22 protein-coding genes and 2 pseudogenes are annotated in these 24,624 nt (G+C 63.9%); 11 read left to right on the top strand and 13 right to left on the bottom strand.

The window, feature by feature from the left end; all coding sequences use genetic code 11:
- Nucleotides 1–138 precede the first annotated feature (138 nt).
- The 3 genes from IFT44_RS08800 (at nt 139) to IFT44_RS08790 (ending at nt 3,243) form a co-directional block, all read left to right on the top strand.
- Nucleotides 139–849, top strand: coding sequence for a TetR/AcrR family transcriptional regulator (locus tag IFT44_RS08800; protein WP_185795070.1), 711 nt, complete (start codon nt 139–141; stop codon nt 847–849).
- 58 nt (nt 850–907) lie between these two features.
- Complete coding sequence (locus IFT44_RS08795; protein ID WP_122475052.1) at nt 908–2,185, top strand: flavohemoglobin expression-modulating QEGLA motif protein; 1,278 nt, start codon at nt 908–910, stop codon at nt 2,183–2,185.
- A gap of 149 nt (nt 2,186–2,334) precedes the next feature.
- Entirely contained in the window at nt 2,335–3,243 is a 909-nt protein-coding gene (locus tag IFT44_RS08790; protein WP_192175776.1) for an alpha/beta hydrolase, read from the top strand.
- Between the two features lie 48 nt (nt 3,244–3,291).
- Here the strand turns inward: IFT44_RS08790 and IFT44_RS08785 are convergent, their stop codons facing one another.
- From IFT44_RS08785 to IFT44_RS08760, 7 genes and pseudogenes are all read right to left on the bottom strand, one after another.
- Nucleotides 3,292–4,074, bottom strand: a complete 783-nt coding sequence (locus IFT44_RS08785; protein ID WP_122475048.1) for an OmpA family protein — start codon at nt 4,072–4,074, stop codon at nt 3,292–3,294.
- Nucleotides 4,075–4,115: 41 nt separating this feature from the next.
- A complete protein-coding gene (locus tag IFT44_RS08780; RefSeq protein WP_122475046.1) occupies nt 4,116–4,529 on the bottom strand; it encodes a DUF4398 domain-containing protein in 414 nt (137 codons plus the stop codon).
- A gap of 246 nt (nt 4,530–4,775) precedes the next feature.
- Nucleotides 4,776–5,219 (bottom strand): annotated as a pseudogene (locus tag IFT44_RS21340) (methyl-accepting chemotaxis protein); the annotation flags it as partial.
- A gap of 108 nt (nt 5,220–5,327) precedes the next feature.
- Nucleotides 5,328–6,044 (bottom strand): annotated as a pseudogene (locus IFT44_RS21335) (PAS domain-containing protein); the annotation flags it as partial.
- Between the two features lie 216 nt (nt 6,045–6,260).
- Nucleotides 6,261–7,073 (bottom strand): OmpA family protein, encoded by an 813-nt coding sequence (locus IFT44_RS08770; protein WP_192175775.1) that lies wholly within the window; start codon nt 7,071–7,073, stop codon nt 6,261–6,263.
- A 42-nt stretch (nt 7,074–7,115) separates the two neighbouring features.
- Nucleotides 7,116–7,520 (bottom strand): DUF4398 domain-containing protein, encoded by a 405-nt coding sequence (locus IFT44_RS08765; RefSeq protein WP_185795075.1) that lies wholly within the window; start codon nt 7,518–7,520, stop codon nt 7,116–7,118.
- Nucleotides 7,521–7,760: 240 nt separating this feature from the next.
- On the bottom strand, nt 7,761–8,105 hold the full coding sequence (locus tag IFT44_RS08760; RefSeq protein ID WP_192058681.1) for a pilin assembly protein: 345 nt from the start codon (nt 8,103–8,105) through the stop codon (nt 7,761–7,763).
- A 231-nt stretch (nt 8,106–8,336) separates the two neighbouring features.
- Here IFT44_RS08760 and ppc point away from each other — a divergent pair, with 231 nt between their 5' ends.
- From ppc to IFT44_RS08730, 6 genes are all read left to right on the top strand, one after another.
- A complete protein-coding gene (gene ppc, locus IFT44_RS08755; protein WP_192175774.1) occupies nt 8,337–10,982 on the top strand; it encodes a phosphoenolpyruvate carboxylase in 2,646 nt (881 codons plus the stop codon).
- A gap of 265 nt (nt 10,983–11,247) precedes the next feature.
- Nucleotides 11,248–11,895: an adenylate kinase gene (gene adk / locus IFT44_RS08750; protein WP_122475034.1), complete on the top strand. Its 648-nt coding sequence runs from the start codon at nt 11,248–11,250 to the stop codon at nt 11,893–11,895.
- A 123-nt stretch (nt 11,896–12,018) separates the two neighbouring features.
- Complete coding sequence (tsaB, locus tag IFT44_RS08745) at nt 12,019–12,699, top strand: tRNA (adenosine(37)-N6)-threonylcarbamoyltransferase complex dimerization subunit type 1 TsaB (RefSeq protein WP_192054589.1); 681 nt, start codon at nt 12,019–12,021, stop codon at nt 12,697–12,699.
- 149 nt (nt 12,700–12,848) lie between these two features.
- Nucleotides 12,849–13,142, top strand: a complete 294-nt coding sequence (locus tag IFT44_RS08740; RefSeq protein WP_192058689.1) for a hypothetical protein — start codon at nt 12,849–12,851, stop codon at nt 13,140–13,142.
- Nucleotides 13,139–14,008, top strand: a complete 870-nt coding sequence (locus tag IFT44_RS08735) for a DUF72 domain-containing protein (RefSeq protein WP_122475030.1) — start codon at nt 13,139–13,141, stop codon at nt 14,006–14,008. The genes IFT44_RS08740 and IFT44_RS08735 overlap by 4 nt, the downstream gene beginning before the upstream one ends.
- Before the next feature lie 48 nt (nt 14,009–14,056).
- Nucleotides 14,057–14,746, top strand: coding sequence for an extensin family protein (locus tag IFT44_RS08730; protein WP_185795079.1), 690 nt, complete (start codon nt 14,057–14,059; stop codon nt 14,744–14,746).
- 324 nt (nt 14,747–15,070) lie between these two features.
- Here IFT44_RS08730 and IFT44_RS08725 read toward each other — a convergent pair whose 3' ends face one another.
- Entirely contained in the window at nt 15,071–15,685 is a 615-nt protein-coding gene (locus IFT44_RS08725; RefSeq protein ID WP_192175773.1) for an energy transducer TonB, read from the bottom strand.
- A gap of 95 nt (nt 15,686–15,780) precedes the next feature.
- Here IFT44_RS08725 and IFT44_RS08720 point away from each other — a divergent pair, with 95 nt between their 5' ends.
- Together IFT44_RS08720 and IFT44_RS08715 are read left to right on the top strand one after the other, a co-directional pair.
- Nucleotides 15,781–16,563, top strand: a complete 783-nt coding sequence (locus IFT44_RS08720; RefSeq protein WP_342214278.1) for a class I SAM-dependent methyltransferase — start codon at nt 15,781–15,783, stop codon at nt 16,561–16,563.
- A 137-nt stretch (nt 16,564–16,700) separates the two neighbouring features.
- Entirely contained in the window at nt 16,701–18,890 is a 2,190-nt protein-coding gene (locus IFT44_RS08715) for a TonB-dependent receptor (protein ID WP_192175771.1), read from the top strand.
- Between the two features lie 18 nt (nt 18,891–18,908).
- Here the strand turns inward: IFT44_RS08715 and IFT44_RS08710 are convergent, their stop codons facing one another.
- From IFT44_RS08710 to dapE, 5 genes are all read right to left on the bottom strand, one after another.
- Nucleotides 18,909–19,310, bottom strand: coding sequence for a YbaY family lipoprotein (locus tag IFT44_RS08710; RefSeq protein WP_192058694.1), 402 nt, complete (start codon nt 19,308–19,310; stop codon nt 18,909–18,911).
- 60 nt (nt 19,311–19,370) lie between these two features.
- Nucleotides 19,371–21,854, bottom strand: coding sequence for a glycerol-3-phosphate 1-O-acyltransferase PlsB (plsB, locus tag IFT44_RS08705; RefSeq protein WP_122475018.1), 2,484 nt, complete (start codon nt 21,852–21,854; stop codon nt 19,371–19,373).
- A 205-nt stretch (nt 21,855–22,059) separates the two neighbouring features.
- Nucleotides 22,060–22,437 (bottom strand): hypothetical protein, encoded by a 378-nt coding sequence (locus tag IFT44_RS08700; RefSeq protein ID WP_122475016.1) that lies wholly within the window; start codon nt 22,435–22,437, stop codon nt 22,060–22,062.
- A gap of 12 nt (nt 22,438–22,449) precedes the next feature.
- Nucleotides 22,450–23,262: a putative RNA methyltransferase gene (locus IFT44_RS08695; protein ID WP_192175770.1), complete on the bottom strand. Its 813-nt coding sequence runs from the start codon at nt 23,260–23,262 to the stop codon at nt 22,450–22,452.
- The gene (gene dapE, locus IFT44_RS08690; protein ID WP_192175769.1) at nt 23,262–24,413 is read right to left on the bottom strand and encodes a succinyl-diaminopimelate desuccinylase; all 1,152 of its coding nucleotides are present in this window, start codon (nt 24,411–24,413) and stop codon (nt 23,262–23,264) included. Before dapE ends, IFT44_RS08695 begins: the two co-directional genes overlap by 1 nt.
- Nucleotides 24,414–24,624 lie beyond the last annotated feature (211 nt).

Raw genomic sequence — 24,624 nt, 5'->3', positions numbered from 1 at the left:
TTGCCGGCCCCGACGCGGCTTGCGCCGCTGCTACAGGGATTGCGATCTCACGCCGTCGTTACAGGCGATTACGCTATCGTGTAGCAGCGGCGCAAGCCGCGTCGGCACCCACTCCCACTCACTCAAAGGATACGAGCAGTGATCCCAGCCACACCCAGACAGGGAGCCGCCAGCGTTGCCTCGACGCTCGCCCGCAACGTCCAGTATCAAGGCCGCAAGGCCAGCCGACAGGGCAGCGAACTGCGCCGCCAGGAAATCCTCGACGCAGCCATGCGCATCGTCGTGCGCGATGGGGTGCGGGGTGTGCGCCATCGCGCCGTGGCCACCGAAGCCGGGGTGCCGCTGTCGGCTACTACCTACTACTTCAAGGACATCGATGACCTGCTCAACGATGCCTTCGCCCAGTACGTCGAGCGCAGCGCCGTGTTCATGGCCAAGCTGTGGAGCAACACCGAAGAGCTGCTGCGCGCCCTGATCGCCCGCGGCGACGGCAGCCCCCAGGCCCGCGCTGCCCTGGCCGACGAAATCGCCCGCCTGACCGCCGACTACGTCATGCATCAGCTGCAGACCCGTCGCGACCAATTGATTGCCGAGCAGGCTTTCCGCCAGGAAGCGTTGCTCAACCCGCGCCTGGCCGAACTGGTGCTGGCGCATCAGGACATTCTGCTGCAGGGCGGGCGGCAGATGCTCGAGGTGCTTGGCTCGCGCGAACCGTCGCAGGACGCACAGGTGTTGACGGCGATTATCGGCCGGATGGAATATCAGGGTCTGCTGGCCAGTGCCCCTGCCGATGCCGACCGTGAAATGCTCGGCATCCTTACCCGTTTCATGCAGTGGGTACTGAGCTGAGCCCCATGCAGTGAGAGGTCCGCTGCCGGCGGGCCGAGCCAGAACGAGGAGCAGTACGGTGGACGAGTATCAGCAGACGATTCGAGACCTGTCCGACCGCATCGTGCACGCGCAGACGCCGATCCGCGTGCTTGATGCGGTGAAATGGGACGACTCCATTCGTCACGGCTTTCTGCAGGCGGGCGGCAAGCAGATGCCTGCGGTCGACCGCGACTATTACCAGAACCGCGCACTGGGCTTCGACTCCAGTGCGGTCAAACTGGAATTCCAGAACATCGAGCGCGACATCACCCGTCAGCTCGGCCAGTTCAACCCGGTCGGGCAGATCATGCGGCGCATGTGCAAGGAGTACCGCATGGTGGTGCGCATGCTCGAGGCGCGTGGCACCGAGGACTTCGGCCTGATCTCGCAGGAGCTGTACGGCGCCGCGTCGGATGCGTTTCATGCCGGCGATCCGACCCTGGCCGACCTCGGCCTGATGCTCTCCGATTACCTGAACAACATTGCCGGGCGTGGCGATCTCAAGGACGAAGCCAAGACCCTGACCGCCAAGGATGCAGTGAACATGCTGCAAGGACGCCTGAACCGTGTGTTCGGCGAAACCGAGGGCACCATCCGCGTGTTCGAATCCGATGGCATCGTCGCCGACGCTGCCGCAGGGGCGGACTACATCAAGATCCGCAGCGATGCCATGTTCAACGAGCGCGATGTGCGCGCCCTCGAGGTGCACGAGGGCCTGGTCCATGTTGCCACCACCCTCAATGGCCAGAACCAGCCGATCTGCACCTTCCTGTCCAAGGGTCCGCCGTCGTCCACGGTGACCCAGGAAGGCTTGGCGATCCTGATGGAAGTGATCGCCTTCGCTTCCTACCCCAGCCGCCTGCGCAAGCTGACCAATCGCACGCGCGCGATCCACATGGTCGAGGAGGGCGCCGACTTCCTGCAGGTGTTCGAATTCTTTCGCGAAGAAGGCTTCGAGATGCCCGAGGCCTACGGCAACGCCAGCCGCGTGTTCCGCGGCTCGACTCCGACCGGGCTGCCGTTCACCAAGGATTTGTCGTACCTCAAAGGCTTCATCATGGTCTACAACTACATTCAGCTGGCCGTGCGCAAGGGCAAGCTGGAACAGGTGCCGCTGCTGTTCTGTGGCAAGACCACCCTGGAGGACATGCGCACGTTGCGCCAGTTGGTCGACGAAGGACTGGTGACGCCGCCCAAGTACCTGCCCGAACAGTTCCGTGACATGAACGCACTGTCCGCCTGGATGTGCTTCTCGAACTTCCTCAATCACCTGAGCCTGGACCGAATTGAAGCCGACTACTCGAACATCCTCTGACCTGCCGACGCAGCTGCATCGACCCCCTGTAGCAGCGGCGCGAGCCGCGTCCGGGCGTTGCACATGAAGGCCTGCCTGCCGCGACGCTCGCCGACATTGCTGCATCGCCCCCCTGTAGCAGCGGCGCGAGCCGCGTCCGGGCGTTGCACATGAAGGCCTGCCTGTCGCGACGCCTGCCAGCGCTGCTGCTACTGACCGCGCTACTGACTGGCTGCAGCTCATTATTGTTCTACCCCGAGCGGGGGTTGCCGTTCACCCCGGAAAAAGCCGGGCTGGGTTTCGAGGACGTCAACCTCACGGCCGCCGACGGTACCCGATTGCACGGTTGGTGGCTGCCTGCCAAGCCCGGTGTCGAGGTCAAGGGCACCGTGCTGCACCTGCACGGCAACGGCGGCAACCTCGCCTGGCATCTGGGCGGCAGCTGGTGGTTGCCCGAGCAGGGCTATCAGGTGCTGATGCTCGACTACCGTGGCTACGGGATGTCCGGGGGGTCGCCCAGCCTGCCGGCGATCTACCAGGACATCGACGCCGCGTTCGCCTGGCTGGCGAGCAAGCCTGAGGTGCAGGCCAAGCCGTTGGTCTTGCTGGGGCAAAGCCTGGGCGGCGCCATGGCCGTGCACTACCTGGCCGAACACCCCAGGCAACGCCAGCGCCTGCAGGCGCTGGTGCTCGATGGCGTCCCTGCCAGTTACCGCGCCGTTGGCCAGTACGCACTGAGCACATCCTGGCTGACCTGGCCACTGCAGGTGCCGCTGTCCTGGCTGGTGCCCGACAGCGACAGTGCGATCCGCTCCATCGCCCAGCTCGAGGGCACACCGGCGCTGCTCTTCCAGAGCATGGACGACCCTATCGTGCCATTGGCCAACGGTATCGCGCTGTACCAGCAGGCACCGCTGCCGCGAGTCCTGCAACTGACCCGCGGGGGACACGTGCAGACGTTCGCCGACCCTACCTGGCGCCAGGTCATGCTGCGCTACCTGGATGACCCGCAGCATTTCAATGGCCTGCGCCGTCTGGGCGAGATTCCCAACTACCCAGCGCCCGCTGCGGACAAATGAAAACGCCCCGGTGAGCACTCACCGGGGCGTTCGATTACAGCGCGAGGATCAACGCATCGACGAGCGTGGAGCCACTGGCTGGTTGTCGTTGGAAATGGTCACTTCCACGCGACGGTTCTGGGCGCGGCCCGAGTTGCTGGTGTTGTCGGCAACCGGGTATTCCTTGCCATAGCCCTGAGCGACGACGCGCGAAGGCTCGACGCCAGCGCGGACCAGTGCGGCCATTACCGAAGTAGCGCGACGCTCGGACAGGCTCTGGTTGTAGGCAGCCGAACCGGTGCTGTCGGTGTAGCCTTCGACGATGACCTTGCGATCGGGGTTTTCCTGAAGGAACTGGGCCAGCTTGGCCACGTTGACGAACGCGGACGATTTCAGCTCGGCCTTGTTCAGGTCGAACAGCACGTCACCAAAGGTCACCAGGGTGCCGCGGTCAGTCTGCTTGGCGTTCAGGCTTTCCTGAAGCTTCTTGATCTGAGCGTCGCGGGCATCCAGGCGAGCCTGAGCGCGCTGGGCAGCTGCGCCTTTGAGGTTTTCCTCGGCGCTGCGCAGGGCGATGGTCTGCTTGGCCACTTCAACGCGCTGGTTGGTCAGGTAGGCCAGTTGATCGACTTTCTTCGCGTCGGCGTCGTCGCGGAAGGCTTTGTCAGCCTTGTCCAGCCACTCCGACGCGTCCTTGGTTTCCAGGGCCGCCAGTTGTACCGACTTGGGGTTGGTCTGCAGGGACGAGAAATTGGTCCGCGCCTGTTCCAGGTTAGGGTTCGGCGGAGTGGAGCAAGCTGCCAGGCCAACGCTGAGAGCCAACAGAGCAGGAACCATCAATTGTTTACGCATAATCTTCATCCTTTATTCGAGTTCAAGTCGCGATGGGCAGCTTACTGAACGCTGCGGCCGGCTTCGTCACGCAGGTCCTGTACACCCTGCTTGGAGTCTTGCAGGGCCTTGGCGGCTTTGCCGGCCTGGGCCTTGCGCTCGGCCAGACGTGCGTCCCACTCGGCCTGTTCGGCCAGCATCTTGGCTTTCTCGTAGTTCTTGTCATGCATGGCGATTTCCGCCTGCTTGAACTTGTCCTGCGCCGCTTTCATTTCGACGGCAGCGTATTCGGTACCGCCAGCGCTAACGGCGCTGTTCACAGCCGACTCGGTCACAGCGTACTGTTCGGTCGGTGGCTTGCCGGCGCAGCCAGCCAGGACGAAGGTGGTACCCAGTGCCAGGGCAGCCAGTTTCAGCCCGCGCAGAGGGTTGGACGAGGTTTTGGCAGTACGGGTATTCATGGCTTTCAACTCCATTGGATAGCTCCTGAAAAACATCAAAATCCATGACAGTCGAACGTTTCGCGCGCCTGGGTCAAGCCCGGCGACTCACTGACGCCGCTGGCTGTAATGGTTAAACGTTGGGACACAAGAGAATTTTGAATAGTTCAGAAATTTGTCCGAATGGGCGGTTTTTTTCTGACGCCGTGGGTTTGGCGCCATGAAAAAGCCCGTGATACGGATGTCGACTACATACCGTGTACACAGCTGCCTGGAACTCGACTAGGACTCGGCGCCCAGCTGGGTAGCAAAGCTCTCGACCGCGCCTAGCACGCGCTTCGCACCGTCCTGAATTTCGGTGATGACCGTGCCTGCCTGGTTCGCCAGTTGCAGGCCAGACTCGGCTTTGTGTTTGCCGGCGCCGATGGTGGCTACTGCACCGGTGGCCAGTTTCTGGTTCTGCTGCACCACGCTCTCGATCTCTGCAGTGGCTTGGGTCGTGCGCGATGCCAGCTGCCGGACTTCATCGGCGACGACTGCAAAACCGCGACCCTGTTCACCGGCTCGCGCAGCTTCGATAGCGGCGTTCAGCGCCAGTAGATTGGTTTGCGCGGCGATTCCGCTGATCGTCTTGATGATGTTGGAAATGACCTGGCTCTGCTCGTCCAGCGCCTCGATGCCTTCGGCGGCGCTTTGCATATGATGAGCCAGATCTTTCATCACTTCGACCGTCTCACGCACGACTTGCGCCCCGCGCAGTGCAGTTTCATCCGTGCGCACCGACGTGTCGTACGCCACCGTGGCGGCTTCGGCGATGGCTATTTCACGCTCTACCATCTCGGTAATGACGGTAGCGACCTTCACCACCTTGTAGACTTTGCCATTGCCATCGCGGACCGGGTTGTAGGACGCTTCGAGCCACACATCCCGGCCCTTGCTGTCGATGCGTTTGAAGCGCTGGGCAACGAACTCCCCCCGGCGCAGCCGATCCCAGAACGCCTGGTATTCGCTGGAGTCGGCGATGTCGCTGCTGCAGAACAGCCGGTGGTGCTTGCCCTTTACCTGCTCCAGGCGATAGCCCATCGCCTGCAGAAACAGGTCGTTGGCGGTGAGCACGTGCCCGCCGAGGTCGAACTCGATCACCGCAGTAGAGCGCAACAGTGCCTGGATGAAGTTCTCGTGGGCGCGAGAGGTTTCGATGGTATTGGTCAGGTCGCTTGCGTAGCAGGAGAACTTGAGCAACGTGCCGTCGGTGGCGCGTACAGGGTGCATGATGACGCGCAGCCAGGTTTCGCCGCCGTCCTTGCGCAACAGCCGCCAGGCGCCACAGAAATGTTCGCCCTGCCGGATCGCGGTCCGCACCCGCGCATAGTGCGGGTCGCTGCGCACCTGTTCGGCAACGAGGCTTTCCAGCGGTTTGCCCGCCAGCTCGTCATTGCGGTATTGCAGCACTTCCTCGAAGTTGGCATTCACGCCGAGAATGCACCCGCGAGGGTCGAGCCTCAGGTGGATGGTTTCTTCGTCCAGGCCCTGACGGATCTGCCTGACCATTGCCACTTCCTCACGCAAGGCGGCCATTTCGTTTTTCATGCGTTTGAAAGAAAACATGTGGCAGGCCTCGGGTAGGGGAAGGGCACCTAGATTATCGACCGCGCAGAACCATACTTAAGGCCAAGGTGCTCGCGAACCGACCGCGCATTCGTCGCGATGAAACGCCCGGGCATGAAAAACCCGGCGCGCAGGCCGGGCTTTTCGAGGCATCGTGGATCAATGCAGCGAAGCGCGGCTCCTGACCGGCTGGTTGTCGTTGGAAATGGTCACCTCTACCCGGCGATTCTGTGTCCGACCCGAGGCGTCGCCGTTGCTGGCAACCGGGTAGGCCATACCCAGCCCCTGAGCCACGATACGTTCGGCACCCACGCCCGTACGCACCAGCTGCACCATGACGGCATTGGCGCGTCGCTGTGATAGGGCCTGGTTGAAGGAAGCCGAACCCGTGCTGTCGGTATGCCCTTCGACGATGACCTTGCGGTCCGGATTGTCGCGCAGGAACTGCGCCAGGCGGCCTATGTTGTCGTAGGCATTGGCGCGCAGCTCGGCATGGCCCACTTCGAACAGTACGTCGCCGAAGGTCACCAGGCTGCCGCGCTCGGTCTGTGCCACGGCCATCACTTCGGCTGCGGGCTGCTTGGCATTGAGGCTTTCCTGCAGTTTCTTGATCTGCGCATCGCGAGCTTCCAGGCGGGCCTGCGCACGCAGCGCGGCAACACCCTGGATCGCGTGCTCGGCCGTGCGCAGTTCGATGGTGTGCTTGGCAACTTCGACACGCTGATTGCTCAGGTAGGCCAGATGACCCACGTGCTCATCGGCCTCGTTGGCGCGAGCGGCCGCTTCGGCGCGCTCCAGCCAGTCGGCGGCGTCCTTGGTCTCCAGGGCGGCCAACTGTACCGACTTGGGGTTGCCCTGCAGGCCGGCGAAGTTGGCCTGGGCCTGCACCAGTTGCGGGTTGGGGGTCTTGGAGCAGGCAGCCAGCAGTACGACCAGCGCCGACAGGGCGGGGAACTTGAATGTGTTGTTCACGGTATTTTCCTGAATCTTGATAGAAGAACGCGAAGGCCAGGCTCAAGAAGCAGCGCGCAGGCCTTCCTCGCGCAGGTCCTGAACGCCCTGGCGGGCATCGTCGACGGCGCGGCGAGCCTTGGCGGCCTGAGCCTTGCGCTCGGCCACACGGGCATCCCACTCAGCCTGCTCGGCGAGGCGCCGGGCTTCATCGTGGTGCTTGCGGTGCAGGGCGATTTCAGCGTTCTTGAGTTTGTCCTGGGCGGACTTCATTTCGATGGCGGCGAACTCGGTGCCACCGGCGCTCACCGCCGCATTGACGGCCGACCGGCTCAGCGCATATTGCTCGACCGGTGCGTTGCTGGCACAGCCTGTCAGCACGACACCGGCAGCAAGGCATACAAGGGCTGTTTTCAACGGGCCGAAAGACGACCTTACGCTGGATGTATTCACGCGATAGTGCTCCATTGGACAGCGATTGATTGCTTCGTCCGCTATCCGCGACGCGCCGGAGTGGGCCTGTCGCTGGGATGCGCTGCGGACGGATCGGTGGCCATTACCTGGCTCTTTTTTTCGAGTCTACAATCGCTATGGAACACTATCCTATTGATTTATATGGTTTTATACGTGGAGGCCTGGTTTTTTTTCTGACCATTTGACCCGGCGCGTTATGGGTGTAGGAATATTCTTAAAGTTAATAGTCCATGTTCAGTCTGGAGTGTCATCCGCATTGTGTTTCAAGCGCCCAAGGTGTTCACGCGACAGCGCCAGGAAACGCGGCGTCGCGCCGATGTCTTCGTACATCGGGTCGCCTTCTTCGTCGGTAGCGATGACCTTGGTCCCCTTGACGTAGGGAAAGCTGCCTTCGAGTTCTTCGAGTGCCGCACCGATCAGTTCGCCCAGCAGTTCCTGAGCGTGATGCTTGGGGTACATCTGGGTCAGGGCCGCCAGGCGTGCGGCCGACTCCATGTCCAGATGTATGTTGATACCCGTGTCGGTCAGTCGGCCCTTGGCGTTCTGTTCCCAATGCTCGGCCAGTTCATGAATCTTCATAAATACCTCTTGCCCAGGTTGTTCACGCCCCGTCCAGCACGCTTGTCAGCCTCGGCTCGGCTGGGGCACTCTTTACTGTACAGCCGTCGTTGCATGGCAGTAGTTGTTGCGTACCAGTAGTTTGTAGAGCCATTTTTCCCGTGCTTGTTCAGTGGCCATGGCGACCGAATCACCGGTCGCGCCGCGCGGGCTGGAAGGGCACACCGTTTCCAAGCAATGGAGAAAATGCCGATGTCCGATATCGATCTGCGCCTGCGCGAAGACGTGCACCTGCTGGGTGAATTGCTGGGCAATACCATCCGCGAGCAGTACGGCGACGCCTTTCTGGAAAAGATCGAGCGCATACGGCGTGGCGCCAAGGCGGACCGTCGGGCTGATCCGTCCGGTGATGCGGTCAGCGCCGAACTGCGCTCCAGCCTGGACGACCTCGGTGAGCAAGAGCTGCTGCCCGTGGCCCGCGCCTTCAATCAATTCCTCAACCTGGCCAATATCTGCGAGCAATACCAACTGATCCGCCGTCGCGACGAGGGCCAGCCCGAACCTTTCGAAAACCTTGCCCTGGGCGAGCTGCTGGGGCGGTTGAAAAACGCCGGGCACAGCCCTGAAGCCTTGGCGCAGCAGTTGCTGGCGCTGGATATCGAGCTGGTGTTGACCGCGCACCCCACCGAAGTGGCTCGCCGCACGCTGATCCAGAAATACGACGCCATCGCTGCGCAGTTGGCCTTGCATGACCACCGCGATCTCACCACCGCCGAGCGCAACGCGGTGCGCGAGCGCCTGCAGCGGTTGATCGCCGAGGCCTGGCACACCGAGGAAATCCGTCGTACCCGACCCACGCCTGTGGATGAGGCCAAGTGGGGCTTCGCGGTCATCGAAAATTCGCTGTGGCAAGCGGTGCCCAACCACCTGCGCAAGGTCGACGCGGCATTGCAGGCCGCCACCGGCCAACGCCTGCCGTTGGGCGCTGCACCCATACGCTTCGCTTCGTGGATGGGCGGCGACCGCGACGGCAATCCGAACGTGACAGCCAAGGTTACTCGCGAAGTGCTGCTGCTGGCGCGCTGGATGGCGGCGGATCTGTTTCTGCGCGATGTCGATCAACTGGCCGCCGATCTGTCCATGCAGCAGGCCAGTGCGCCGCTCATGGCCCAGGCGCCCGACAGCCGCGAACCCTATCGCGCCGTGCTCAAGCAACTGCGCGAACGCCTGCGGGCCACGCGCAACTGGGCCCATGCCTCGCTGCCGGGCGATCAGCCCGGCGATGACCAGGTGCTGCAGGACAATCGCGAGCTGATCGAGCCGTTGCAGTTGTGCTTCGATTCACTGCACGCCTGCGGCATGGGCGTGATCGCCGATGGACCGCTGCTGGACTGCCTGCGCCGCGCCGTGACCTTCGGCCTGTTCCTGGTGCGCCTGGACGTGCGTCAGGATTCGACCCGCCATCGCGCAGCGTTGAGCGAGATCACCGAGTACCTGGGGTTGGGTCGCTATGCCGACTGGGACGAAGAGGCGCGGGTCGAATTCCTCGTGCGCGAGCTCGCCAATCGCCGGCCGTTGCTGCCGACCTGCTTCGAACCCAGCGAAGACACCGCCGAAGTGCTGGCTACCTGCCGCGAGGTAGCGGCCGCGCCGGCTGCGTCGCTGGGCTCCTACGTGATCTCCATGGCGGGCGCCGCCTCTGACGTGCTGGCGGTGCAGCTTCTGCTCAAGGAGTCCGGGCTGCGTCGATCAATGCGCGTGGTGCCGCTGTTCGAAACCCTGGCCGACCTCGACAATGCCGGCCCGGTGCTCGAGCGCCTGCTGCAGCTGCCCGACTACCGCCGCTCGCTGCAGGGTCCGCAGGAGGTGATGATCGGCTACTCCGATTCGGCCAAGGATGCCGGGACCACCGCCGCCGCGTGGGCGCAGTACCGGGCCCAGGAAACCCTGGTGAACATTTGCCAGGCGCACGGCGTCGAGCTGTTGCTGTTCCATGGTCGCGGCGGCACCGTCGGCCGCGGCGGCGGTCCGGCCCATGCGGCCATTCTGTCGCAGCCACCAGGCTCGGTGGCGGGGCGCTTCCGCACCACCGAGCAGGGCGAAATGATCCGCTTCAAGTTCGGCCTGCCGGACATCGCCGAGCAAAATCTCAACCTGTATGTCGCCGCCGTGCTGGAAGCCACCGTGCTGCCGCCGCCGCTGCCCGAGCCTGCCTGGCGCACCGTGATGGACGAGTTGGCGGAGCAGGGCGTCAAGGCCTATCGGCAGGTGGTGCGCGAGAACCCGCACTTCGTCGAGTACTTCCGCCAGGCCACGCCCGAACAGGAGCTCGGTCGTTTGCCACTGGGCAGCCGTCCGGCCAAGCGCCGGCAGGGCGGCATCGAAAGCCTGCGCGCCATTCCGTGGATATTCGGCTGGACCCAGACGCGGCTGATGCTGCCCGCCTGGCTGGGCTGGGAGGCGGCCCTGGGCGCAGCGCTGGCGCGTGGCCAGGCTGCACAACTGGCTTCGATGCGCGCCCACTGGCCGTTCTTCCGCACGCGCATCGACATGCTCGAGATGGTGCTGGCCAAGGCCGATGCCGAGATTGCGGCGCTGTATGACGTGCGGCTGGTCGAACCCGAGCTGCAGCCATTGGGCGCGCAACTGCGCGACCTATTGTCGCAGTGTTGCGCGGCCGTGCTGGGCCTGACCGGGCAGACTCACCTGCTTGCGCACAGCCCGACGACCCTGGAGTTCTTCAGCCTGCGCAACACCTACCTGGATCCGTTGCATCAGTTGCAGGCCGAACTGCTGAAACGCTCGCGCGCCCGCGAAGCGGCGCTGGACAGCCCTCTGGAACAGGCCCTGCTGGTCACCGTGGCAGGCATCGCCGCCGGGTTGCGCAATACTGGTTGAGACTGGTGGTCGATCGGTGCAGCCGGGCAGCTGTCAGCTCGGGTGCAACCGATTGGCGGTGATACCCGGTACAACCCCTGCAGGATGCCGTCCTCGGGGGCAGGTGCCTGCGACTTTCGGTGGCTTGTGTGCCCCGTGCCCGCTGTGTATCTTGATCAGCCTTTGGCCATCTTGCGGCCATCATTTTTCTTGGGAAGGGCTTCTGCCGTCAGCGCGGCGGAAGCAGATTCGACGACTATCTATAAAAATCGAGAGGAGCACATCGATGCGCGTGATTCTGCTGGGAGCTCCCGGGGCCGGTAAAGGTACTCAGGCAAAATTCATCACCGAAAAATTCGGTATCCCGCAAATTTCCACGGGCGACATGCTCCGTGCTGCCGTCAAGGCCGGTAGCGAACTGGGCGTGCTGGCCAAGAGCGTCATGGACAGCGGTGGCCTGGTGTCCGACGACCTGATCATTGCCCTGGTCAAGGAGCGCATTGCCCAGCCCGACTGTGCCAACGGCTTCCTCTTCGATGGCTTCCCGCGCACCATTCCGCAGGCCGAAGCGCTGGTCACCAATGGTGTGGAGCTCGATCACGTTCTGGAAATCGCCGTCGACGACGAAGAGATCGTTCAGCGTATCGCCGGCCGTCGGGTCCATGAGGCATCGGGCCGGGTCTATCACACCGTCTACAATCCACCGCGCGAAGCGGGCAAGGATGACGTGACCGGTGAGGCGTTGGTGCAGCGCAAGGACGACACCGAGGAAACCGTGCGTCATCGCCTCTCGGTCTACCACTCGCAGACCAAGCCCTTGGTGGCCTTCTACAACGAACTGGCGGCTGCCCATGGCAAGCCCAAGTGCAGCCACGTCGAAGGCGTCGGTTCGGTCGCCGACATCACCGCCAAGGTGCTTGCCGCACTGAGCTGAGTGCTGGCATCCAGACGCCTGGCATCCACACACTGGGTGTCGGCCACTGCCTTGCCATGAACGGCCCGCTTGCGGGCCGTAGTTGTCTATAATCGCCTATTCCCCCTTGCTTGGACCCTTTCGATGACCACCCTGCTGGCCCTGGACACTGCCACTGAAGCCTGTTCCGTTGCGTTGCTGCACGATGGCAAGGTGTCGAGCCACTATGAAGTGATCCCGCGCCTTCACGCGCAGAAGCTGCTGCCCATGATCAAGACCTTGCTGGCCGAAGCGGGGGTAGCGCTGACGGCCGTCGATGCGATCGCTTTCGGGCGCGGCCCGGGCGCTTTCACCGGGGTGCGCATCGCGGTGGGGGTGGTCCAGGGCCTGGCGTTCGGTCTGGATCGTCCCGTGTTGCCAGTGTCCAACCTGGCCCTGCTGGCGCAGCGCGCCTGGCGCGAGCATGGCGTCGGCCAGGTAGCGGCCGCGATCGACGCGCGCATGGACGAGGTGTACTGGGGTTGTTATCGGGAGCACGCGGGAGAAATGCGCCTGCAGGGTAAGGAGGGGGTATTCGCTCCCGAACGTGCCCTGCTGCCGGCCCAGGCCTCTGGCGAATGGTTCGGCGCAGGCACCGGCTGGACCTATGCCGAGCGGATCGCCGTGCCCATCGTAGGGCGTGATGCCGATCTGCTGCCTCATGCGCAAGACCTGCTCGAGCTTGCACGGTTTGCCTGGGCACGTGGCGAAGGCTTGCCCGCCGATGGCGCCCAGCCGGTCTATCTGCGTGACAACGTTGCCACACCGAAGAAGTCGCCGTTGTAGTACGCTTCGTCGGCGTTCAACCCTGTAGTGCGCATTTCATCGGCATAATCTGCCATGAAGATAAAACTTTGCCGCAATTTGTGGTCTAGTGGTTACTTGGGTCACTGCAGGATACTGTGGCGGCTTGTCTCGACGATCGAGTGAACCTGATGCGTATCGATGGTGTTTCCTCCCAGCCTTATCCAATCAAGCGCAAGCCGCTTGCGGACAAGGCGCGGGTGCAGGAAACCCTCGACGATATCGAAGGCGAGTTCGAGGTTCCTGCGCAACCTACGCCCCAGCGCTCCCGCGCGCGTGGCACCAGCGTGCCGGCCCGCCAGCAGGACATGATCTTTCCCCGCTCGATGAGCCGGCGTGCGGCTGACGCGCTGGGCATGTACCTGAGCACCCAGGGTTTCGTCGAGTGGGACAATGAAGTCCTGGGCCTGGATGTGCATATCTGACTGTGCCCAGCCTGCCTTATTTCATCGGCTGTCCGTCGTGGAGCGAAAACGCCTGGCGCGGGGATTTCTATCCGCAAGACGCGCGTCCGCCGGATTTCCTGGCTCTCTATGCCCAGCAGTTCAACGCTGTGGAAGGCAACACCACGTTCTACGCACGGCCGGCGCCCAATACCGTGGAACGCTGGGCTGCAAGCATGCCGTCCGATTTTCGCTTCACGGCCAAACTGCCGCGCGACATCAGCCATGGTGGCGATCTGCGCGAGCAACTGGGAGTGGCTGAGGATTTTTGTCGGCTGCTCGCGCCGCTCGGCGATCGGGTGGCGCCCTTGTGGTTGCAGCTGCCTGCATCGTTCGCGCCCTGGCGGCTGCCGGAATTGATCGGCTTCATCGACGTGCTGCAGCGGCCCATCGCTGTGGAGGTACGCCACGGCGCATTCTTCGCTCGCGGTGACGAGGAACGACTGCTCAACAATCTGCTGCGCGAACGCAATGTCGAACGCATCTGTCTGGATCCGCGTGCGCTGTTCAGTTGTGTTTCCGACGCGCCCGCCGTGCTCCATGCCCAGTCCAAGAAGCCGCGGGTGCCACCCCGCCCAGCGGCGTTCAGCCACAGCCCGCAGGTGCGTTTCATCGGCCACCCGCAGCTGCAGGCGAATGAGCCTTTTCTGACCCCCTGGGTGGAGAAGATCGCCGCCTGGATCGAAGAGGGCCGCACCCCCTACATTTTCCTGCACACGGCCGACAACTTGCTCGCGCCCGCCCTGGCCCGGCGTTTCCACGAGCGTTTGATGGAACGTTTGCCAGGCCTGCCGGCCTTAATGGAACTGCCTCGGGAGCCACAGACGGCGCAACTCGGCCTGCTCTGACGCGGTTTTTCCGCAGGTACCGTTCAGCCACGCCAAGCAGGAGCCTGTGTGCCGAGATTGCTGATCATTCTGCTGCTCCTGGCCGCCGCGCCCGTTGCCGTGTGGCGAGGCTGGGTCGAGGTGCCCGATCGCTGGAATCCCTGGGCGCCGCTGGATATCGCCGAACCGGTGAATTTCCTTACCCGCTACAAGCTCGGCAAATTACAGAATGATCCACAGCTGTGTGTGCAGGCTCTGGCAACTTCCACCGTGCGCTATAGCGTTCAGGCCGACAGCCCGGCCGATGCCAAGTGCCCGTTGGTGAACGTGTTGCGCGTGCAGGGCAGCGAGGTCAGGTTGAGCAGCAGTTTCCTCGCCACCTGCCCAGTGGTGGTGGCGTTCGCCATGTTCGAGCGCCAGGCCCTGCAGCCGGCAGCGCAGGCGACGTTCGGTCAGGCAGTAACGCAGGTGGATCACCTGGGCAGTTTTGCCTGCCGCAATGTCTATGGTCGCAGTGAAGGACGTCTGAGCCAGCATGCCAGCGCCAACGCGCTGGACATCGCCGGGTTTCGTCTGGCCGACGGACGTCGTATCAACGTGCTCAAGGATTGGCCTGGCGACAGCGCCAACGCGCGCTTCCTGCGGCAGGTACGCGACGGCGCCTGCAAGCATTTCAATACCGTGCTGGGCCCCGAGTACAACGCCGCCCACCGCAACCATTTTCACCTCGACATGGGCCGCTGGAGCGTGTGTCGCTGATTCATTTCCGGCCACCGCGGTGGACCCGGACGCGGCTTGCGCCGCTGCTACAGGGCCTGTGTTGGCTGAACGCCGGACGCGGCTTGCGCCGCTGCTACAGGGCATGGGCTGGCTGAACGCCGGACGCGGCTTGCGCCGCTGCTACAGGGCATTGGCTGGCTGAACGCCGGACGCGGCTTGCGCGGCTGCTACAGGGCCTGGGCTGGCTGAACGCCGGACGCGGCTTGCGCCGCTGCCATATGGCTGCCGGTGCGGGCCTCTGTAGCAGCGGCGCGAGCCGCGTCGGCGGTGCACGCGAGGTATCTGGATGGATGCGATCGGCGCTCAGGCAGCCAGACGGATGTTGTTCAACACGGCGGGGCGCATCCAGCTCAGGTCCAGGTCCAACGCATGGCATTGCTCACTGATAGTTTCCTGCGCCAGCGGTACCGGCGTCTGCGCCAACTGCCAGTCGAGCTCGGCAATCGGCAGGCGCATTGCCCGAGGCAGAGGCGCGGGGGCAGGTTGCGTGCTCTGGCCACCCTGGTTCAGCACCAGTGGACGAACCCAGCGGCTGTCGAACGCCAACTGCGCCTGTTGGGCCAGCACGTCCTGCTCGGGCAGCGGCGCCGAGGGTTTGTCCAGCAACGTCAGCTCCAGTTCGGCCTTTGGCAGAAACAACGGCTCGGGAGGCTTCACTTCGGTGTCGCGAACATCGCACAGGCGCTGCAGAAGAATGTGCGCCAGGATCTCGCTGCCGGCGCTGGGCTCGGCCGCCGCTGTATTGTCTGCCGCTGCACGAGCCTGCCCGGGCAGCTGTCCGTCGCAGTGCTCGGTCAATGCCTGGGCAAAGAAGTCCTGCCACAGCGCACTTGCAGCACCCAGGGTCTGGATGTTGTGCTGGCTGAAGTCGCCGATGGGCGAAATGTAACCTGGCGCTGTGGAATTGATGACGGACATGGCACTCGGCACGCTTGGGCTCTGGCAAAATGCCTGGCAAAGTTCTTATCGGCGGCGTGCGCCGATCTTTTAGCCTTTCGATACAGGAATCTTCAGTGGAGCAGCAAGTCGGTGGTCGCATCCAGGTTCAGGCGCAGAACGACGCCTGCGAACCGCAAGCCGAACGATGGGCGCAACGCCTGCATCTGCCTCGCCAGTTGCCCGACGCCGATTTCGTGCTGCAGGTCGGCGAAACCGGCCTGCAGTTGCAACAACTGGGCGCGGACGCGCCGGGGCCCGTGCGTGTGGATTTCGTCGAGGGCGCCGTCGCTCACCGACGACTGTACGGCGGTGGCAGCGGTCAGATGATCGCCAAGGCCGTAGGCGTGCAGCCGGGCGTGCGCCCGCGGGTACTGGATGCCACGGCCGGCCTGGGCAAGGACGCGTTCGTGCTGGCCAGCCTGGGCTGCGAAATGAGCCTGGTGGAGCGACAGCCGATCATCGCCGCGCTGCTCGAGGACGGACTGGCCCGTGCCCAGGGTGACCTGGAGGTAGGCGCCATCGTTGCACGCATGCATTTGCTTCAGGGCAACTCGATCGAGGTCATGCAGCAGTGGCAGGGCGAAGCGCCCCAGGTGATCTACCTGGATCCGATGTTTCCCCATCGCGAAAAAAGTGCGTTGGTGAAGAAGGAAATGCGCCTGTTCCGGCCGCTGGTGGGCGATGACATGGACGCGCCGGCCCTGCTGGCCGCCGCCCTGGCCCTGGCCAGCCACCGGGTAGTGGTCAAGCGACCGCGCAAGGCGCCCTGCATCGAGGGCTGCAAACCCAGCCATGCGCTTGAAGGCAAATCCAGCCGCTACGATATCTACCCGAAGAAAGCCCTGAAACCGACGTGATGAATGGACGCAGGTTGTAGGCCAGGACGACCCCCGGCGCCCGGGGGTACGTAGGATCGGTCCTGATTTTTTCCCAACCGGTTATAGCGCGGCGCGCTCAAATAGAATCAAGTCTCATTTGTAGTGAGGCTGTATACATGTACCGTTCTACAGGAGTTTGCACATTGCCCCGCCGTTCGGCGCTGGGCCTGGCGTTGATCGGTTGCGCCGCAGGTGCCAATGCCCACGAAGGGCCCGAATCGCTGGTGCTCGACAAGCTGAGCGTGATCGGCAAGCAGGCCGCGCCACCCTACCAGGTCGAGCGTTCGGCTTCCGCCAAGTACGCCGTGCCACTGCTCGACGTGCCGCAAACGGTTACCGTTGTCCCGCGCCAGATCATGCGCGAGCAGAATGCCCTGAGCCTGCGCCGGGCACTGTCCAACGTCTCCGGCATCTCCTTCAATGCGGGCGAGGGCGGCGGCGGGTCGGGAGACAGCATCAACATCCGCGGTTTCAGCGCCAATGCCAACCTGCAGATCGACGGCCTGCGCGACTCTGCGCAGACCAGTCGCAGCGACCTGTTCAACCTGGAGCAGGTCGAGGTCATCAAGGGGCCCAGTTCGGTGTTCGGTGGCGCGAGCGCCACCGGCGGCTCCATCAACCTGATCACCAAGCTGCCGGTTGCCGACAGCTTCACCGAGCTGGGCGCCGGCGTTGGTACCGATCGCTATCGGCGCCTGACCCTGGACACCAATCAGCAGCTGCACGACCTGGGCGACGGCACCCTGTTTCGTCTCAATCTGATGGCTCACGAGAACCACGTGCCGGGGCGCGATCGCATCGAACAGCAGCGCTGGGGCCTGGCGCCGTCGCTGATGTTCGGGCACGGCAGCGACACGCGCCTGACCCTCAGCTATTTCCACCAGAGCGATGACAACCTGCCCGACTACGGCGTGCCTGCACGCGATGGCAAGCGCTTGCCGGGCGTCAAGACCAGTCACTATTATGGCTGGCGCAACCTGGACCAGGACCGCACCGACACCGACAGCCTGACGGTCAAGTACGAGCACGACCTGAACCCGGACTGGAGCGTGCAGAACCTTGCCCGACTCAGCCAGGTTGACCGCGATGCCACCGTGTCCGCTTCCCATGTCAGGCTGGCCAAGCTTCCGGCGCTACGCTACCTGCCGGCAGGGCCTCAAGCCTATCGGCGCGACGTGCAGACCCGCCTGGCGATGAACCAGACCAGCCTGACCGGTCACTTCGATACCTTCGGCCTGGGCCATACCCTGGTGGTCGGCGCGGAACTGTCGCGCGAAACCTACGACCGCAAGGCCTCGGGCTATGCCGTGGAGTCCTTCTACCCAGCCAACGGCTACGATCTGGCCAACCCGCCGGGTTACTGGAGCGGGCCGAAGGTCAAGTCGCCTACCAGCGTGGCGCACAACAGCATGGAAGATCGCGCCCTGTACGTGTTCGATACCCTGGCCCTGGACGAGCAGTGGGACCTCAGCCTGGGCCTGCGCTACGACCACATGCGGGCCCAGGCCAGCAATCGCTCGGCCAGCGGCGTTCGGACCCAGGCCGGCTCAACCGATGGCGTGTTCAGCCAACGCGCCGGCCTGGTCTACAAGCCCACCGAGCACGGTCGCTTCTACGTCGCCTACGGCACCTCGTTCAACCCTTCGGCCGAGAACCTGCTGACCTACGGCGGTGGTCTTTCCGACAGCACCCAGAGCCTGGAACCCGAGAAGGGCAAGACCTGGGAACTGGGTACCAAGTGGCAGTTGCTCGATGAGCGGCTGCAGCTGGAGGGCGCGCTGTTCCGGGTGGTCAAGGACAACGTGCGCGAACGTCTGAGCGATGGCAGCAACCTGCTTGCCGGCAAGCAGCGCGTGCAGGGGTTGGAATTGGCAGCCACGGGCGCATTGAGCGAGAGGTGGCACGTGTTCGCCAACTACACCCTGCAAAGCAGCGAGACACTGAAGTCGGTGGCCAATCCCGAACGCGTAGGTCAGGCACTGAAAAACACGGCGCCCCGATCTTTCAATCTATGGACCGCCTACCAGCTTCCCAGCGACATTACCCTGGCCTACGGCATCCGCCACGTCGGCAAACGCAACCTGACGTCCCAGGATCAAATCAAGCTCGATGCCTACTGGGTACACGACGCGATGCTGGGCTACCGGGCATCCGACAACCTCGAGCTGCAGCTGAACCTGAGCAACCTGACCGACACGAAGTACGTCGAGCGGGTGCGCACGGTCATCGGCAGCGATACCCGTTCTTCGGCCGTGGAGTTCGGTGATGGTCGTGCGGCGGTATTGAGCAGCGTCTATCGGTTCTGAACACCGCCGCAGCCCTGGCTACCGCGAAGCGGCATCCATGCGGATACGCAGCGGCTGCTCATCCTTGCCATCCAGCGTCACGCCGTGATGCTGGGTGCTGACGAACAGCAGGTGCCCGTCGGCTTCAACGCGGGCACTCACCGAATAGCGATGCCCCGGCTTGACCTGGGCCGGGTCGTATTCAAGTTTGAACGGCAGCGGCACCTGGCCAGTGATCGGGCCACTCTGCCGGGCCAGGGCCACCGCAGGGGCGTCAGCCAGGGACACGTCCTGCAGGCTCACGGTCAATACGGCCGAAGGCGGCAAGGCGATGCGCTGCAGATAGAACGCCTCCCCCTCAAGCGTGGCCTTGGGTGCGGGCTGCATGCTGCTGCAGGCGCCGATGAGGGCGCTGAGTACGATCAGTGAAAGGCGCTTCATGGTTATCTCCATTTACAAATTCGGCCGTCAGGCAAAAGCATAGGCAAAGACCGTCGTCGATCACAGCCCATCGGCGGCCTCATCGCTGCGGTGCAGCGCAACCTGACGGATCGACAGGCGTATTTCAGCGGGCAATACCCGTTTGGCAGCGCCTTCGGCCAGCTCATCGAGCATGGGGTGGTGGCTCAACTTGCCTTGGGCATCGCGGCGCAGTACCCCTTGATCGAGAAGGGTCTGAATGAAGTGACGGAACAGGCTCTTGTCGAAGAACTCCGGGGCGTTCAGGCCATGCAGGATCGACAGGCGCTGGGCCATGGTGGTGCACAGGTTTTCCAGTTCTTCGGCGCTGAGGGTGTTCTGCCCGGCATTGAGCAACAGGGCGATGGCCATGTAGAAACGCTGCAGGGTCTGCGCGATGGCACGCGACAACAAGGTCAGCAGCACGAATTGCCGCGAACTCGGCGCGGGGCGCAGGTACACACCGTTTTCCAGGCGCAGCAGGCCTTGTTCGACCAGCGCTTGCAGCCACTGGTCAATCACCTCGTCGAGCTGCCCGGCGTTCCAGCGGATGAACAGTTCGGCCTGCAGATAGGGGTACAGCGCATGGGCGTAGCGCAGGATCTGCTCGCGGGTCATGCGCGAAGTGCTCTGGAAGAAGCTGGCAAGCAGCGCGGGCAGGGCGAAGATGTGCAACACGTTATTGCGGTAATAGGTCATCAGCACCGCGTGCTGTTCGTCCAGATACAGGATTTTGCCCAGGGCATCGCTCTGTTCGGACAGCAGCTGCATGCCCTGGACATGAGCGATCAGGCTGCGGGCATCGCCAGTGGGAACGGTGGTATGAGGCGAGTAGGGCACCTGGCGCAGCAGGGTCAGGTACAGGTCGAGTACCCGTTCCATTGCCCGTTCGTCCAGGGCCAGCTTGCTGGTCGACAGCAGCGCCAGTGCCACCAGGTTTACCGGGTTGATGGCTGCGGCCTCGTTCATGTGGCGAGCCACGCGGATACTCAGGCGGTGCGTGGTTTCGTTCAGCCAGTCGGGCTTGAACTGCGGCGCCAGGTCTTGCTCGCGCCAGCCAGGCTGCTGCTCATCGAGAAAAGCCTGCAGCTTGATCGGCTCGCCGAAGTTGACCGCCACTTGGCCAAAGCGCTGTTTGAGTGCGCCGATGACCTTGAAGACGTCCAGAATCGACTCTTTCTTCTTCGCCGCGCCGCGCAGCTCGCCCAGGTAGGTACGGCCTTCCAGCACCCGTTCGTAGCCGATGTACACCGGTACGAAGACGATGGGCGTACGCGAGGAGCGCAGATAGCTGCGCAGGGTGATGGCCAGCATGCCTGTCTTGGGTTGCAGCATGCGTCCGGTGCGCGAGCGCCCGCCTTCGACGAAGTACTCCACCGGAAAACCCTTGGTGAACAGGGTGTGCAGGTATTCGTTGAACACGGCGCTGTACAGCGGATTGCCCTTGAAAGTGCGGCGCATGAAAAACGCCCCGCCTCGGCGCAGCAGGCTGCCGATCACAGGCATGTTGAGGTTGATGCCGGCAGCAACATGGGGTGGCGTCAGGCCGTTCTTGAACAGCAGGTAAGACAGCAGCAGGTAGTCGATGTGGCTGCGATGGCATGGCACATAGATGATCTCGTTGCCACGGGCAACGTCCTTCACACCGTCGATGTTGTTGACCTTGATGCCGTCGTAGATCTTGTTCCAGAACCAGCTGAGCACCACTTCCATGAAGCGGATGGCGGTGTAGGTGTAGTCCGAGGCGATTTCGTTGCCGTAGTGCAACGCTCGGGCCTCGGCCTTTTCCAGGGTGATGTGCTCGCGTTCGGCTTCTTCGGCAATGGCCTGGCGCACCAGTGGGTCGCGCACCAGACCCTTGACCAGATGGCGGCGGTGGGAAATGTCGGGGCCGATGACTGCCGTCTTCAGGTTGCGAAAATGCACACGCAGGATGCGCTGGGCCATGCGCACCGTTCGCTCGTGACCCTTGTTCTGCTGCACCAGCTCGGCCAGGTGGATTGGCTCGGAAAACTGTACGCGGGTCTTGCGTCCCAGGATCAGAATGCTGACCAGCTTGCGCAAGCGCCCGGTAACCGCCCAGCTGTCGGCGAACAGCAGCTTCCAGGGGCTGGATTCGCTCGCTGGCGACTGGCCCCAGAACACGCTTACCGGAATGATCTGCGCATCTTCGCCGGCGTTCTGTGCCAGTGCCGTGACCAGCCGCGCCAGGGTGGGCGGGGCGCCGCGCTTGTCTTGCCGGCCCAGCCAGTCAGGGTCCGGGGTCAGGTAGAACACCGCCGTGGGCTCCATGAGATCGCCGATGGCCACGGGCAGCACCGGGCGTGGCAGGCCGGCTTTGCTGCATTCGCGGTCGACCACGGCAAGGTCGGCCAGCGAAGGCGATTGCAAGGCGTACAGCACGGGCCTGCTGCGATCCAGGTTCAAGGTGAACGAGGACTGGTTGATGGTTTCAGACCGAACCCACAGGTACAACAAGCGGCGCAAGGTGCCGAACACGAGGCGGTGCAGAGGTGAGCGGGTCATAGGCCAGGGCTTGGGGGGAAAACGCTATTTTACCGGCTTTTGCCGACGTAAGGGATGCGGGGTGTCGGCGAATATCTTCGCGCGGCTACGGGCTCTTTCGCGGCCACTGGCCGCTCCTGCAGGGGTTTTGCATGGCCTGCCCGCAGCGGTCCCGAATGGTTCCGCAGGAGCGGCCACTGGCCGCGAACCGTCGCGCTGCGGTGTATCAACTGGTACGCCAGGTGATTTCCTCTTCGCCATCGTCGCTGATACGGATCCAGCGGTCGGCATTCTCTTCGCCTTCTTCTTCCACCCAGCTGCCAGGCGCACAGCGCACCTCCACATTCAGGGCCTTGAAAGCTGCACGGGCGCAGGCCACGTCGTCGTCCCACGGCGTGGCGTCGCTCTCCAGGTACAGGCTGTTCCACTTGCCGACCGCTTTGGGCAGCCAGGTGACCGGCACGTCGCCCGCCTGGCACTTCCAGGTCTGGCCTTTCTGCTGCCAGTCGCTGCAGGGGCCCAGGGCCTGGCCGAGCCATGCGGCGATGGCCTTGTGATCGACGTCGGCGTCCTTGAGGTAAATCTCGATATCGGGTTGGCGCATGGGTAGGCTCGCTCAGTCTTGACGCACAAAGTAATCGTAGCGCATGGATACCGTGACCACGAACGGCCGCGGCTGTTCGATCACCGCGGTCCGTCGCTCGGCGCTGGCGCGCCAGCCATGCGGCGTCATCGCCAGCAGGTTGGCGCGCGATTGCGCGTCGATCAGCTTGAGCTTGAAGGTCAGGGTTTCATGGTGGGCATGCTGCATGCCCTCGGGCACCTGCAACAGGTGTTTGTCGTCGACGTAGTCGCGCACCTCGTCATACAGCTGTTCGCGCAGCTCCATCAGGTGGCCGCTGGTGGGTCCCACACGCATCAGCCCACCCCCCGGCGCCAGCAGGCGCTTGGCTTCGTCCCAGTCCAGCGGGCTGAAGACGCTGGTCAGGAACTGGCAGCTGGCATCGGCAAGCGGTACACGCGCCATGCTGGCCACCAGCCAATGCACCGACGGCGCTCGCTTGCAGGCGCGTTTGACCGCCTCGCGGGAGATATCCAGGGCATACCCGTCGGCGCGCGGCAGCGCCTGGACGATCTGTTCGGTGTAGTACCCCTCGCCACAGCCGATGTCCAGCCAGCGCCGAGGCCAGCGCTCGGCTGCAAGCTCGGCCAGGCGCTGGGCCACCGGCGCATAGTGGCCTTCGTTGAGGAAGTCCCGGCGAGCCTCGACCATGGCCTGGTTGTCGCCGGGGTCGCGGCTGTTCTTGTGCTGCACCGGCAGCAGATTCAGGTAGCCCTGGCGCGCGCGGTCGAAACGGTGACCGCTGGGGCAGACCATGCCGTTGTCGGCGTTGGCCAGCATGGCAGTGCAGAGGGGGCAGGTGAGCATCAGGCGAGTAACTCGACGAGGGTCTGGTAGTAGATTTCGGTCAGTACATCGAGGTCGCTGGCCAGGATGCGTTCGTTGACCTGGTGGATCGTGGCGTTGACCGGGCCCAGCTCGACCACCTGGGTGCCGAGGGTGGCGATGAAGCGCCCGTCGGAGGTGCCGCCGCTGGTGGAGGCCTGGGTGTCGCGCCCAGTGACGGTCTTGATGCTCGCGGCCACCGCGTCCAGCAGCGCACCGGGCTCGGTCAGGAACGGCAGGCCGGACAGCGCCCAGTCCACGTGCCAGTCCAGGCCATGCTTGTCGAGAATCGCGGCCACGCGCTGCTGCAGGCCTTCGACCGTGGACTCGGTGGAGAAACGGAAGTTGAACACCGCCGTCAGTTCACCGGGAATGACGTTGGTGGCGCCCGTGCCGCTGTTTAGGTTGGACACCTGGAAGCTGGTTGGCGGGAAGAAGGCGTTGCCGTCGTCCCAGTGCTCGGCGGCGAGCTCGGCCAGGGCTGGGGCGACCAGGTGGATCGGGTTGCGGGCCAGGTGCGGATACGCCACATGGCCCTGCACGCCGCGCACGGTCAGAGTCGCACCGAGCGAGCCGCGTCGGCCGTTCTTGACTACGTCGCCGACCAGGGTGGTGCTCGACGGCTCGCCGACGATGCACCAGTCCAGGCGCTCGTTGCGTGCAGCCAGGCGCTCGACCACCGCTTTGGTGCCGTGATGGGCCGGGCCTTCTTCGTCGCTGGTGATCAGGAAGGCCACCGAGCCCCTGTGGTTGGGATGGTCGCCGACGAAGCGCTCGGCGGCCACCAGCATGGCCGCCAGGCTGCCCTTCATGTCGGCCGCGCCGCGCCCGTGGAGCATGCCCTGCTCGTCGATCACCGCCTCGAATGGGGCGATCTGCCAGGCCTGGGTGGGGCCGGTGGGCACCACGTCGGTATGCCCGGCGAAGCACAGCACCGGACCGTCCTGGGTACCGTGGGTGGCCCAGAAGTTATCCACCTCTTCGATGCGCATCGGCTCCAGCGCGAAGCCAGCCTGCCCCAGGCGTTGCATCATCAGCTTTTGGCAATCGGCGTCCAGAGGCGTGACCGAAGGGCGGCGGATCAGGTCGCAGGCAAGCTGCAGCGTGGGCGAAAGGTCGGCGGCGGCCGTCATGAAAACTCCAAAAGCAGGGGCGGCAAAGGGGCGATATGGTAAAGCAAAAACGCATGGGCCAACACCGCACCCCTGCTGGCGGCGCTTTCGCGTCCCAGGACCTACACCGCTGCGCGCACCTTCGTCGGGTGCAGTGGCCGATCTCTCATGTCTTGACCCGCGCGTGGCTATCACCATGCCGCACGCGCCACCTCCTTCACGCGAGCGCATA

It is taken from the genome of Pseudomonas sp. CFBP 13710 (genome assembly GCF_014842235.1).
Taxonomy (GTDB): Bacteria; Pseudomonadota; Gammaproteobacteria; order Pseudomonadales; family Pseudomonadaceae; genus Aquipseudomonas; species Aquipseudomonas baltica.
Note: the sequence above shows the minus strand (reverse complement) of the source record. Positions and strands in the feature narration are given on the sequence as shown.

Coding starts and splice junctions, on each gene's coding strand:
- IFT44_RS08790 (WP_192175776.1), top strand. CDS start 2,335: ATGAAGGCCTGCCTGTCGCGACGCCTGCCAGCGCTGCTGCTACTGACC.
- IFT44_RS08785 (WP_122475048.1), bottom strand. CDS start 4,074: ATGCGTAAACAATTGATGGTTCCTGCTCTGTTGGCTCTCAGCGTTGGC.
- IFT44_RS08780 (WP_122475046.1), bottom strand. CDS start 4,529: ATGGAGTTGAAAGCCATGAATACCCGTACTGCCAAAACCTCGTCCAAC.
- IFT44_RS08765 (WP_185795075.1), bottom strand. CDS start 7,520: ATGGAGCACTATCGCGTGAATACATCCAGCGTAAGGTCGTCTTTCGGC.
- IFT44_RS08760 (WP_192058681.1), bottom strand. CDS start 8,105: ATGAAGATTCATGAACTGGCCGAGCATTGGGAACAGAACGCCAAGGGC.
- ppc (WP_192175774.1), top strand. CDS start 8,337: ATGTCCGATATCGATCTGCGCCTGCGCGAAGACGTGCACCTGCTGGGT.
- adk (WP_122475034.1), top strand. CDS start 11,248: ATGCGCGTGATTCTGCTGGGAGCTCCCGGGGCCGGTAAAGGTACTCAG.
- tsaB (WP_192054589.1), top strand. CDS start 12,019: ATGACCACCCTGCTGGCCCTGGACACTGCCACTGAAGCCTGTTCCGTT.
- IFT44_RS08740 (WP_192058689.1), top strand. CDS start 12,849: ATGCGTATCGATGGTGTTTCCTCCCAGCCTTATCCAATCAAGCGCAAG.
- IFT44_RS08725 (WP_192175773.1), bottom strand. CDS start 15,685: ATGTCCGTCATCAATTCCACAGCGCCAGGTTACATTTCGCCCATCGGC.
- IFT44_RS08715 (WP_192175771.1), top strand. CDS start 16,701: ATGTACCGTTCTACAGGAGTTTGCACATTGCCCCGCCGTTCGGCGCTG.
- IFT44_RS08710 (WP_192058694.1), bottom strand. CDS start 19,310: ATGAAGCGCCTTTCACTGATCGTACTCAGCGCCCTCATCGGCGCCTGC.
- plsB (WP_122475018.1), bottom strand. CDS start 21,854: ATGACCCGCTCACCTCTGCACCGCCTCGTGTTCGGCACCTTGCGCCGC.
- IFT44_RS08700 (WP_122475016.1), bottom strand. CDS start 22,437: ATGCGCCAACCCGATATCGAGATTTACCTCAAGGACGCCGACGTCGAT.
- IFT44_RS08695 (WP_192175770.1), bottom strand. CDS start 23,262: ATGCTCACCTGCCCCCTCTGCACTGCCATGCTGGCCAACGCCGACAAC.
- dapE (WP_192175769.1), bottom strand. CDS start 24,413: ATGACGGCCGCCGCCGACCTTTCGCCCACGCTGCAGCTTGCCTGCGAC.